14 protein-coding genes and 1 pseudogene are annotated in these 10,188 nt (G+C 61.4%); 11 read left to right on the top strand and 4 right to left on the bottom strand.

Going from position 1 to position 10,188, the window contains the following annotated elements; all coding sequences use genetic code 11:
• Nucleotides 1–24: 24 nt before the first annotated feature.
• Nucleotides 25–288 carry a helix-turn-helix domain-containing protein gene (locus QMF22_RS17240; RefSeq protein ID WP_283455880.1) on the bottom strand — a complete coding sequence of 88 codons (264 nt, stop codon included), beginning with the start codon at nt 286–288 and terminating at the stop codon, nt 25–27.
• 62 nt (nt 289–350) lie between these two features.
• Between QMF22_RS17240 and map the strand changes: the two genes are divergently transcribed.
• From map to QMF22_RS17225, 3 genes are all read left to right on the top strand, one after another.
• A complete protein-coding gene (gene map, locus QMF22_RS17235; RefSeq protein WP_283455879.1) occupies nt 351–1,124 on the top strand; it encodes a type I methionyl aminopeptidase in 774 nt (257 codons plus the stop codon).
• Between the two features lie 162 nt (nt 1,125–1,286).
• Nucleotides 1,287–1,895 (top strand): HD domain-containing protein, encoded by a 609-nt coding sequence (locus tag QMF22_RS17230; protein ID WP_283455878.1) that lies wholly within the window; start codon nt 1,287–1,289, stop codon nt 1,893–1,895.
• Nucleotides 1,896–2,052: 157 nt separating this feature from the next.
• Nucleotides 2,053–2,478, top strand: coding sequence for a hypothetical protein (locus QMF22_RS17225; RefSeq protein WP_283455877.1), 426 nt, complete (start codon nt 2,053–2,055; stop codon nt 2,476–2,478).
• Between the two features lie 113 nt (nt 2,479–2,591).
• Here QMF22_RS17225 and QMF22_RS17220 read toward each other — a convergent pair whose 3' ends face one another.
• Complete coding sequence (locus QMF22_RS17220; RefSeq protein ID WP_283455876.1) at nt 2,592–3,134, bottom strand: GNAT family N-acetyltransferase; 543 nt, start codon at nt 3,132–3,134, stop codon at nt 2,592–2,594.
• Nucleotides 3,135–3,306: 172 nt separating this feature from the next.
• Between QMF22_RS17220 and QMF22_RS17215 the strand changes: the two genes are divergently transcribed.
• The 5 genes from QMF22_RS17215 (at nt 3,307) to QMF22_RS17190 (ending at nt 6,521) form a co-directional block, all read left to right on the top strand.
• Nucleotides 3,307–3,771: a cytidine/deoxycytidylate deaminase family protein gene (locus QMF22_RS17215; RefSeq protein ID WP_283455875.1), complete on the top strand. Its 465-nt coding sequence runs from the start codon at nt 3,307–3,309 to the stop codon at nt 3,769–3,771.
• Between the two features lie 50 nt (nt 3,772–3,821).
• Nucleotides 3,822–4,706 (top strand): alpha/beta fold hydrolase, encoded by an 885-nt coding sequence (locus QMF22_RS17210; RefSeq protein WP_283455874.1) that lies wholly within the window; start codon nt 3,822–3,824, stop codon nt 4,704–4,706.
• A 162-nt stretch (nt 4,707–4,868) separates the two neighbouring features.
• A complete protein-coding gene (locus tag QMF22_RS17420; RefSeq protein WP_349357114.1) occupies nt 4,869–5,546 on the top strand; it encodes a GNAT family N-acetyltransferase in 678 nt (225 codons plus the stop codon).
• 166 nt (nt 5,547–5,712) lie between these two features.
• Nucleotides 5,713–6,183 (top strand): prevent-host-death protein, encoded by a 471-nt coding sequence (locus QMF22_RS17195; protein ID WP_283455873.1) that lies wholly within the window; start codon nt 5,713–5,715, stop codon nt 6,181–6,183.
• A complete protein-coding gene (locus tag QMF22_RS17190) occupies nt 6,183–6,521 on the top strand; it encodes a hypothetical protein (protein ID WP_283455872.1) in 339 nt (112 codons plus the stop codon). The genes QMF22_RS17195 and QMF22_RS17190 overlap by 1 nt, the downstream gene beginning before the upstream one ends.
• A 312-nt stretch (nt 6,522–6,833) precedes the next feature.
• Here the strand turns inward: QMF22_RS17190 and QMF22_RS17185 are convergent.
• Nucleotides 6,834–7,097, bottom strand: a pseudogene (locus tag QMF22_RS17185) (MerR family transcriptional regulator); the annotation flags it as partial.
• A 54-nt stretch (nt 7,098–7,151) separates the two neighbouring features.
• Here QMF22_RS17185 and QMF22_RS17180 point away from each other — a divergent pair.
• Both QMF22_RS17180 and QMF22_RS17175 read left to right on the top strand, forming a co-directional pair.
• Nucleotides 7,152–7,451, top strand: coding sequence for a thioredoxin family protein (locus tag QMF22_RS17180; protein ID WP_283455871.1), 300 nt, complete (start codon nt 7,152–7,154; stop codon nt 7,449–7,451).
• Complete coding sequence (locus QMF22_RS17175; protein ID WP_283455870.1) at nt 7,448–8,785, top strand: dihydrolipoyl dehydrogenase family protein; 1,338 nt, start codon at nt 7,448–7,450, stop codon at nt 8,783–8,785. The genes QMF22_RS17180 and QMF22_RS17175 overlap by 4 nt, the downstream gene beginning before the upstream one ends.
• Before the next feature lie 202 nt (nt 8,786–8,987).
• On the opposite strand, the gene QMF22_RS17170 is transcribed toward QMF22_RS17175, so the two are convergent.
• Nucleotides 8,988–9,188 (bottom strand): hypothetical protein, encoded by a 201-nt coding sequence (locus tag QMF22_RS17170; RefSeq protein WP_283455869.1) that lies wholly within the window; start codon nt 9,186–9,188, stop codon nt 8,988–8,990.
• A 296-nt stretch (nt 9,189–9,484) separates the two neighbouring features.
• Here QMF22_RS17170 and QMF22_RS17165 point away from each other — a divergent pair, with 296 nt between their 5' ends.
• The gene (locus tag QMF22_RS17165) at nt 9,485–9,892 is read left to right on the top strand and encodes a hypothetical protein (protein ID WP_283455868.1); all 408 of its coding nucleotides are present in this window, start codon (nt 9,485–9,487) and stop codon (nt 9,890–9,892) included.
• Nucleotides 9,893–10,188 lie beyond the last annotated feature (296 nt).

The raw sequence follows: 10,188 nt of genomic DNA, 5'->3' as shown, positions 1-10,188 counted from the left end.
TTGCGGGCGTGTAGCTCGTGACCGTTACGCGGCGCCAGCTCGTGCTCTGTCATTCATTTCGGTCCATACCGCGTCTAGGGAGAGTCCAACTACGTCAGCGATCGCGGCGATGGTCGGGAAAGCAGGTGTCGCCACTCGACCCGACTCGATCTTGCGCAGCGTCTCGGGCGAGACGCCTGCCGCGAGAGCTACTTCGAGCATGGTTCGGCGGCCTCGGGCCACACGTAACAGGGCGCCGAGGCGCTGACCGCGTTCAATTTCGAGAGGGGTAAGCGGCAATCTGACCATGGCCAAGATTCTAGCCCGGGATAATATGACCGGTATAGTTATTGGATTCTGAATGGAGTCGAATGATTGAAATCCTGAACCCCGCCGAACTCGTCCGAGCACGCAAGACCGGAGCCGTGGTCGGAGCCATTCTGCAGGAAGTCAAGAACCGCAGCGTGGTCGGCACAAACCTCCTGGACATCGACGAGTGGACTCGCGCCCTCATAGTCCAAGCCGGTGCGGAGTCCTGCTACGTCGATTACGCCCCGTCTTTCGGTCGGGGACCGTTCGGGCACTACATTTGCACATCGGTCAACGACGCCGTGTTGCATGGGCTTCCCCATGACTACGCACTTGCCGACGGCGACCTCCTCACCCTGGACCTTGCAGTCATCCTCAGTGGAGTCGCAGCGGACTCAGCCATCAGCTTCCTCGTGGGCGCATCACGACCAGCCGACAGCGTCAAAATGATCGCGGCAACCGAACACGCTCTCGCCGCCGGCATCGCAGCCGCACGTCCCGGGGCGCGCACCGGCGACATCTCGTCGGCTATTGGCACCGTCCTAGCCGACGCGGGTTATCCAATCAACACCGAATTCGGCGGGCACGGCATCGGCTCCACGATGCACCAAGACCCCCACATCTCCAACACTGGACGCCCGGGCCGGGGCTACAAGCTCCGCCCAGGACTCCTACTCGCGCTCGAGCCCTGGGCTATGGAGGACACGCACAAGCTCATCACCGATCCAGACGGGTGGACGCTACGCAGCGGAACGGGGTGCCGCACCGCACACAGCGAACACACCATCGCCATCACCGATGGAGAAGCCGAAGTCCTGACCCTTCCCAACGCATAGTATTTGCAACCCCCAGACAGGCACGTCGACAGATCCAAGCTCAGTACGGCACGCCGCAAACTTTGAAGAGGTCCCCGCCCGCAGCGGGTTCGGCGGATACGACACTTCGGCACAAGGTCGGCACGTCGTAGTGCAAGACGAGTGGCCGGATAGCATTGGGCTATGAAGATGGTCGACTTTGTTGTACCTGGCTCGGTGGCGGCGCGTGCCGCGCTGGAGGTTGCGACGGAGTACGTGCCCGGGGCGCTACTTAACCACAGCATCCGGTCCTGGTACTGGGCAGTCGGGTTCGCATCCCTTGAGATGCGGGAAGGGTTCGACGCGGAACTGCTTTATGTCTCTGCTGTCCTGCACGATGTCGGACTGGCTGTCGAGTTCGACAACGACACGCTCTCGTATGAGCTTGCCGCTGGCCACGTCGCCTGGGCTCTCACGGCCGGGGCAGGCTGGGAGGCGAGTCGTCGCACTCGGGCTCTCGAGGTGATCGTGCGGCACAACTGGCCCGAAGTCGATCCGGAGCAGGATCTGGAGGGCTATTTGCTGGAAGTTGCGACGGGTCTAGATATTTCCGGCAGTCGATCGGAGGCCCTCCCAGAAAGCTTCCGGTCGGAAGTCCTAACGGCGTATCCGCGGCTCGGACTCGCGGCGGAATTCGGGTCTTGTGTGACCGATCAAGCTTCCCGCAAACCCGCGACGGCCGCCGCTCGGCTCATCGCTGGCGGGTTAGTTCGCAAACTCAAGAACAACCCTCTTGAATTGTCTGGATCCTGAGATTTCCAGTATCTGAATAAGAGCATGATGCGCACCGGACGACTTGCCTTCCCAGCGGTACGCCAGGCTCAGCAGCGACCTGTTCCGCTCGCGCCAAGACAACAGTCCCGCAACAGGTTAGACATCCGGACCGTCTTATGGCCGATATGGTTGCGGAATGAACACTACGCAGCGGCTGCAATATCGTTGGGCGGCCAGCTTGCTCCTGATTCAAGGTGCCCTTATGGAGGGGCTGGTCTTCATTGGCCTCCTCGTCCTGCTCGCTCTTAAGATCCCGCAGACGACCATCGTCGAAAATGCCGATGTCTTCGCACTTCCCTATCTGCAAGAGAACCTCTATCTCATGATGGCTATGAGCGGAATTTTCGCAGCTCTCCGCGTGCTGGGCGCCGTTGGATTGCTGAGGAACAAGTTGTGGGGACTGGCGCTTTCCATAATCAATTGCCTTGTGACGTTGGCGCTGATGGTTTTCCTGCTTCCCGCAGGCCTCTTGGACGGGCTGTTATCGGGCACCGCGCTCGTGCTCCTGCTCTTGGCTCGATTCGGCAAGACACCAGATGGACGACCGAAGCCAATTTTCTGATTGGCGGCGCAGGCTCTATCGCGAAAGGTCCTGAGGACCCGCAGAGGGTTCCGTATACGGAGAGTCAGCTACGCGTCTAGCTCCGGACGTTCGTTGACGTGAAGGTCAGGGGTTTAGTCGTGGAGGACAACTTGGTAAAGGTTGTGGTCTTGCCATTCCCCGGCAATCTGCAAGTACCGTGGAGCCATACCAATCTGCCGGAAACCCGCCTTCAGCAGCACCCGTTGCGAGCCAGCATTGTGCAGGAGAGTGCTCGCCTCTATGCGGTGGAGGCCAAGCACGTCACGCGCCGTTCCGACGATCACCTGAACGGCCGCAGACGCTAGTCCGCGGCCCGCATAGGTGTTATCGACCCAGTAACCTAGCCCGGCGCTCTGGAAGGGGCCGCGCACGATCCCTGCCACGTTAAACCGGCCCACGAGGCTATCGTCGGCAAACAAACCCAAGGGATACCCCTCGCCGGCTTTCTCCGCAACAAGGCGGCTGGCAATGTCCGAGGCTTGCCACGCCTCGGTGTAATACTCCTCAGTACGCACCGGTTCCCACGGAGAAAGGTACTCACGATTGCGCAGATACGCAGCGGCAAGTGCTGGCGCATCACTCGAGCGAAGTATGCGCAAGCTGACATTTTTACTAAGGTAACGAGGTTCAAACACCAGCCAACAGTACTCGCAGCCGACCCCACGTGTTGCCCGGTCAAGGTTCCTGCTGGGCGCTCCTCTTGAGCGTCGTGCGGCCAGCATCTGCGGAAGTTTCGGCGTCCGCACGCCGGTCGATGACGGGATGTGGTCCGTCGTTCGGATTCACGTGGATCCGTAGGATTGCTTCATGTTCCCAGCTGCTGTGCTCGAAGTCCCGACCGCCGAAGATATTGAGCTCATCGAGCTCGCCCGCCGCGTCATTGACGCGAACACCGATGCGGGGCCTGACGCAGATGGCGCTCACACCATGGGCGCAGCCGTTCGTGCGGCGGACGGGCGTATGTTTGCGGGTGTCAACTTGTTCCACTTCACGGGCGGACCGTGCGCCGACTTGGTGGCGCTCGGCGCGGCTCGCACGAACGGAGGGCGAGACATCACGACAATAGTCGCAGTTGGCAATCATGGGCGCGGTGTTGTCGGCCCGTGCGGTCGCGACAGGCAGGTCCTTTTTGACTACTACCCGGGCATCCGGGTACTACTTCCGACCGACCAAGGAGTGCGCGCCGTCGCCATCGAGGCCCTGATGCCGTTCGCCGCCGCCTGGAGCATGGAGGGCGGCGTTCAGCAGTTCGACGACGAGCGTTTTCACTGAGTCCACGGTGCCTTGGGCGGACGCTGTCACGCTCCCTGTAACGTCAAGGCATGCCCCGCTATGACAGCTCCGACGGTTGTGTGCTTCACTTTGACGACGTTCCAAATGCAGGTACCGCCTTTCCGCTCATCCTCTTGGCTGGAGGCGCGGCTCGCCATCCCAGCTACCTGGGCGACCTGGCGGGGCTCAGCGATCAGCACCGCCTAGTCGTGCCGCACCTACGCGGTGTCGGTCGAACCACGGCGAAGAGTTCGCCGGAACGTGGCTCGTGGTGGAGACAAGCCGACGACTTGGAGCAGCTCCGCATTCATCTGGGCTTGGAGAGCGTCGTGCTCGTCGCCCACTCTGCCGGAACGAGGCTGGCCATCGCGTACGCCGCGCAGTTTCCGCACCGCGTTGCCGCTTTGGTGCTGATCACCCCGCCGGCAACGTACTTAGTTATTGAACCGGCAGATGCCGACATTCTCATCGATAGACGGCGCGGAGACGCCGACTTCGACGCAGCACTGTTGGCGCTGCAAGCCGGACCCCAAGCATCGGATGATGACGGTTTCAACGTCTGGCAGCAGGATTCAGCAGCTGCTGGTTACGCCAACTGGGGAGAACCGGAACGATTGCACGCCAGGATTGGACGCTGGAATCTGGCCGCCGCGACGGCCTACTTCAGTGTCGTCCCACCACAGGACCTCCCGGCACTGCTAAGCGAGATGACCGCACCTGTACTGGTAATTGCTGGAGCAGAGGACTGCCTCGTCGGTCTCGCACCCCTGCGCGCACTGGCAAGCCTGTTTCCCCGCGGAGCCTCCGCGACGATCGACGCGTGCGGGCACTATCCGTGGGTTGAGCAGCCAGCAGTATTTCGGAAGGTAATCGATATTTTCCTCGATCAACAGGCATCCTCGGTCACTCAGCCGCCGCTCGTCCGCGTCCCGTAGAGGGTTCGGCTACCCAGACACCGTATATGCCGCGCGGTCGAGCCAGCCACGGTGAGATGCTAGGTCTGTGGAGTTGAACCAGAGCACCGATGCGCAAGCCGTTATCATCCGCCCCTATGGTCAAGCGGATGCCGCAGACACATTGGCAATATTCCTTGCTCGGTGACCGAGACCGCTGCCGCCGACTACTCGCCGGAGCAGATTCAGGCGTGGGCTCGGCCAGAAGCGCGAGATCTGCCCGCCTGGCATGCGTCGATGCAGGAGCGGAACAGTTACGTGGCCACCGTGCACGGTACACCAGCAGGCTTCTCCGACGTGAACCCTGCTGGGTATATCGACATGCTCTTCGTTGCCCCTCGATACCAGCGACAAGGGGTAGCACGACAACTGATCGAACGCGTTGAGGTCCACGCGCGTCAGGCGCAGCTGACAGAACTGACAGCCGACGTCAGCATCACAGCCCGACCCTTCTTCGAGCGCCACGGATTCACCGTCGAGGTAGAACAGCACCCGGTGATGGGCGGCGTGTCGCTGACCAATTACAAGATGACAAAGAAGCTCCTCGACAGCGCGGTGTGCCTGAGCGGGCAGCTTGTCTGCCACACCCAGGACCAGGCAAACACTGTCCGGGATCACCTACCACTGCACGTTGCCCTGACCCGCGCCGAACCGGGATGCCGCTTGTTTAACGTCACCCCGACTAGCGATCCGCTGGTGTGGCTGGTTGAGGAGCGCTTCGAGCACGCAGCCGCCTTCAAGGCTCACCAGGAACGTGTCGCCAGCAGCGAGTGGGGTCAAGCTACCTCAGGCATCGAACGCCGTTACTCCGTAACTCCGTGATCGGACTCTAGCCGTTCGCCCATCTCAGTACCTGATCCTGCACCGGGAACCGGACTTGTCCCGGTCAGCGTTCGGCTCCGGGCGCTATGACATGAACTCTCAGACGCCCCCAGTCGTTCGACCGGCTGGCGTTGAATTCAGAACACATTCGGAATAGACTCGATTCATGGCGCCAATAACACTCACCCCTGCCGAGCGACGCGTTGTGCAATCGTCGGAACTGTCCCGTAATTCTGCAGCGGTCTTCGCTGCCGCTGAGGAAGCACCCGTCGAGGTCACTCGGCGCGATGGCGAAACGTTGGTCCTCACCACGAAGCGTGAATCGGCTGCCCATGAACGGATCCTCGAGGTCGCCGCACAGCTGATCGCCGTGTCACTGGATGACAGAGGCACTCTAGAGGATCGCCTCGCACGACCGTTTCCCTGGATCAAGCTGCTCAGCGTTCAGGACCAGAGAACCTGCGCCCAGGAAATCATCGACACGGCTCGCGGCGCATTCGTTGTGAATCAGCCGGGGCGGATACTCACTGAGATCAAGGCGTGGCAGAACACCGCGGAGGCTGTTGCTGCTGGCTGGGGCCAGGAAGAACCGGATTGGCTTCGTGAACCTGTGGCGGTCAAGAAGCCACGCGTCTAATGCCACCGAAGAAGGGGCTCGTCGCACGCCCCCTCAAATCATCAGAATTCGCCATCGAGCATGTGACGAGTCAAGCCGTGACTGGATGGCGCGACATCGTCGCTACCCAGAAAAGCTCAGCCGCGGACGCCTGGGACCGGCTCGCGAAGGCCCCGAACCAGTCGGACCCCAAATGCCACCAGCTTAAGGGTCAACTTGCGACCATTGTTCGTGACGGCGTCGAACACGATCAGTGGCAGTACGAACTTTCTGGGGGCGCACGCATTTGGTTCTACGTCGAGGGCAGAACAGTGAAGATCGTCAACGTGTTCACGAGGCACCCGAACCAAACGAAGTAGGCGTGAGCGACCGCTAGCGGTCTCGAGCTGTTTGCGATCTCGCCCGCTGAAGGTCCGGCTCGCGGGACGCGAGATGTCAGGACCGCGAGAACTGTCAAAGTGGAGGCCTGTGAGCTACATCGCTATTTCGCGGTGAATACGCATCGATTAGTGGCGTGAAGGTGTTGCGCGCTACTGATGAGCTTGAGCGATGACGTGGCAGACCCTGCCCGCCTCGCAGTCTCCTGGATCAAGAGCTTGGCTCGCTTCGATGAGGTGCTGCAACTCTGATTCAAGAAGTGCCAACTCCTGCTGGCGGCGGTGCACATCCGTAAGTTTCGCCGAGAGAAGGTCTAAGACGTGCCCGCACGGCACCTCGCCTGCGTCTCTCACCGTGACGATGCTGCCAATTTCGGCCAAGGTCAGACCAGCCGTCTGGGCAGACCGAATGAACCGCAGGCGCGATAGGGCCGCGTCGTTGTACCGCCGGTACCCGTTCCCCGCACGTTCGGCGGGATCCAACAGGCCGCGCCGCTCATAAAACCGTATGGCCTGTGCGGTCGCGCCGCTCGCGATGGCTAGGTCTCTAATTTGCATATTCCCATTCCACCACTTGACCTTGCACCATAGTGCAACGTTTACGGTGAAGACATGGACATTACCTTGCAGTACTTCGATGGGTGCCCGAACTGGAAAATTGCCGCTGAGCGGCTCGATCTGATCGCAGCCGAACACCCGGGCACCGTCGTGACCCGGCGGTTGGTCGAGAATCTGGAAGACGCGGAGGCAATCAATTTTCGAGGATCCCCGAGCATTCTGTTGAGGGGAGCAGACCTTTTTCCTGACCCGGGAGCGCCGGTGGGAATGGCCTGCCGCATCTACACGACCCCGACAGGATTGGCCGGCGTCCCCACTCTGGAGCAACTGCGCGATGCGATCACCACAGCATGAGCGACACGTTTGAGGAATACGACCTGTTTGTGATCGGCGCCGGAATGGCCGGCACCACAGCAGCCAATAGGTGCGCTGCACAGGGATGGCGCGTGGGGATCGTTGATGCCCTGCCGTACGGGGGCACGTGTGCGCTGCGCGGGTGTGACCCGAAAAAGATCCTCCGTCGGGGAGCGGAAGTGATCGATGCCGCCCATCTGATGCAGGGCAAGGGCATCAGCCAGAATGAGCTCACGCTGGACTGGGCGGCGTTGATGCGTCACAAGCGCGGCTTCACCGACGGTGTGCCTCAGAGCATGGAAGACGAACTTCTGCGCAACGGTGTCAGCACTTTTCACGGTGCCGCTCACTTCACCGGGCCCCATCACCTCGAGATCAACGGCGTGCAGCACCAAGCGAAGCGGTTTCTGATCGCGACCGGTGCCCGACCGCGCCCCCTCGACTTCCCCGGACACGAGCACCTCATCGACAGCACCGACTTTCTCAACCTCGAGGAGCTTCCCGGCCGGATCGTATTCGTCGGGGGCGGGTTTGTCTCCTTCGAGTTCGCCCACATCGCAGCCCGCGCTGGCGTGGACTGCGTGATCATCGATCACGGCATGCGCCCGTTACGCGCGTTCGACCCCAATCTTGTCGATCTACTCGTGCAGCGCAGTGAGCAAGCTGAAATCCGCGTGAATCGCAGCACCACGGGACTTCAGGTGACGGTGGAGAAGCACGGCATCACGACCGTCATCAATACGGATCTGGTGGTGCACGGCGCTGGCCGGGTGCCCAACATCGACGGCCTGAATCTGGCGGCGGCGAACATTGCCTGGGGCCCCAAGGGGATCGATGTCTTCGACCACCTGCAAAGCCGCAGCAATCCGTCGGTTTTCGCCGCCGCCGGCGACGCCGCCGACACTCCCGGAGAACGCCTCACGCCCATCGCCGTTTTCGAGGGCAAGGTGGCAGCATCCAACATGCTCAAGGGCACGACAACCGTGCCGGACTATGCCGGCGTCCCCACGACAGTGTTCACGATCCCGGAGCTGAACCGCGTCGGCATGCTCGAGCACGAAGCCGGGCGTGACGGCCGCGAGATCGCTGTGCGCTACAACGACACCAGCAGTTGGTACGCCAATTACCGAGTCGGTGAGGCCGTCGCGGCGACGAAGGTCATCATTGATACAGCAACCGACCAGATCCTCGGCGCACATTTGCTCGGCCCCGGCTACTCGGAAGTGATCAACATCTTCGGCCTCGCAATCAAGCTGGGCCTCACCACCCGACAACTAAAATCGGCGACCGCGACGTATCCGTCTGTCGGTTCCGATCTAGGCTCTATGCTCTGACCCAGGCCTCCGCCGACGAACGTTCATGGAGCACCTATTCCCATCGATGCGTGTATGTGATCTTTGGTGGCGTTCTGAGGTCGCTTCCTCCCAGCGTTGGTCGGGAGCCACACGGGAGGGCGAGTGCACCGGTCGGGTTTCGAGGTCGAAGGCCCGCGACGCAGCTGTTGTCTTTATTGAGCGCTTCTCTGACAGCTGAGTTTTAGACGAGCTCGTGTGCCATGGTGCTGGCCTGGCGCACCAGGCCGGTGTCCCGGCCCACTTTAGCGGCCGTGATGGCCGCGTCGTCGAGCAGAAAGAGGCGAGACACCAAGGTGGAGGTTGGGTCCTCGCCGACGATGAAAGCGAGGTGGGCGCGAACGACGTCACGGTAGCGTTCGGTACCTGGCGCACGCTGACGCACTCGGGCAGCTCGATCATTGGTTGGCCTAGTGGCCGTTGGGCGAGCGTGTAACTGGCAGCGTGCAGGCGGTCAAGGCTCTGTGATGGCCGATCTTGCTGGCTGGACCACCACCATCACGTTTCTCGGATGCACTGCCTGTGCATCCGTTGATGGAGTCCCTACCGCTATCGGAAATACGCGTACGCGCCCCTTAGCCGAACCGGGACGCCAAGGCATTCCCTGCCAAGCGTCCCGCAAGACGTTCCCCTCGCGCTTCGCTTACGCACGTGGTATCTGTGGCGCTACGGTGAGGATGTATGAACTCATTTCAGAGAAGAATCGCGACGTTCATCGGATGTGCCCTCGCGGTATGCGCTCTCACCTCGTGCTCGGCACCAGACACCCTTGCGGTGTTCGACCAGCCGCAGTCTAAGGCCGACACCATACCGGCCGGTGCGACGCCGACCGTAGTCGAGGACCTCGACGCCGACACAACCCGACTGCTCTGGACTGACGCAGGCTTGAGCTACTACGCCGCACTCTCGGACGCGGGCGACCAGTGCGTGGTCATTGTCGACGACCTAGAAGCCGTTAGCGGGTGTTCAAGCAACCTGCCCATCACTCTGCGAAGCGGCGGTAGTGCCACAATCATGCTGGCTGAGAACCTCCCCGACGAGTCAGCGGACTGGACCAAAGTTGCCGACCATCTGTGGAGAGCAACCTAAAGCGCCCACCCCCTTTCTTCTGCCCAGAGTCAAATGCACATCGAGCCGCGAGAAGCGCGCGCCGAAAGCTGATCGGCGCGTTGACACGCGGTACCGACACGTCGAGGATTAGCGCCTAATACGCTGCTGTGTCGTCACCATACTCAGTAGCGTCCGTCCATATAACGTTGCAGTTCGCCCACCCGATAGATACCTGCCCGATAGCAGTCACGACTGTGGTCAAGTGCTGGTAACGCGGCCTACGAGCGTTCGATCACACTTGAACTCTCGATTCCCGTCAGGGGTTCCCGTTGCCG

Source organism: Cryobacterium sp. PH31-L1 (assembly GCF_030063145.1).
Taxonomy (GTDB): Bacteria; Actinomycetota; Actinomycetes; order Actinomycetales; family Microbacteriaceae; genus Cryobacterium.
This window is presented reverse-complemented; position numbering and strand designations above follow the sequence as displayed.

What these genes read in the sequence shown, in the direction of transcription:
- QMF22_RS17240 (WP_283455880.1), bottom strand. Translation starts at nt 288, where the DNA reads ATGGTCAGATTGCCGCTTACCCCTCTCGAAATTGAACGCGGTCAGCGC.
- map (WP_283455879.1), top strand. Translation starts at nt 351, where the DNA reads ATGATTGAAATCCTGAACCCCGCCGAACTCGTCCGAGCACGCAAGACC.
- QMF22_RS17230 (WP_283455878.1), top strand. Translation starts at nt 1,287, where the DNA reads ATGAAGATGGTCGACTTTGTTGTACCTGGCTCGGTGGCGGCGCGTGCC.
- QMF22_RS17225 (WP_283455877.1), top strand. Translation starts at nt 2,053, where the DNA reads ATGAACACTACGCAGCGGCTGCAATATCGTTGGGCGGCCAGCTTGCTC.
- QMF22_RS17215 (WP_283455875.1), top strand. Translation starts at nt 3,307, where the DNA reads ATGTTCCCAGCTGCTGTGCTCGAAGTCCCGACCGCCGAAGATATTGAG.
- QMF22_RS17210 (WP_283455874.1), top strand. Translation starts at nt 3,822, where the DNA reads ATGCCCCGCTATGACAGCTCCGACGGTTGTGTGCTTCACTTTGACGAC.
- QMF22_RS17195 (WP_283455873.1), top strand. Translation starts at nt 5,713, where the DNA reads ATGGCGCCAATAACACTCACCCCTGCCGAGCGACGCGTTGTGCAATCG.
- QMF22_RS17190 (WP_283455872.1), top strand. Translation starts at nt 6,183, where the DNA reads ATGCCACCGAAGAAGGGGCTCGTCGCACGCCCCCTCAAATCATCAGAA.
- QMF22_RS17180 (WP_283455871.1), top strand. Translation starts at nt 7,152, where the DNA reads ATGGACATTACCTTGCAGTACTTCGATGGGTGCCCGAACTGGAAAATT.
- QMF22_RS17175 (WP_283455870.1), top strand. Translation starts at nt 7,448, where the DNA reads ATGAGCGACACGTTTGAGGAATACGACCTGTTTGTGATCGGCGCCGGA.
- QMF22_RS17165 (WP_283455868.1), top strand. Translation starts at nt 9,485, where the DNA reads ATGAACTCATTTCAGAGAAGAATCGCGACGTTCATCGGATGTGCCCTC.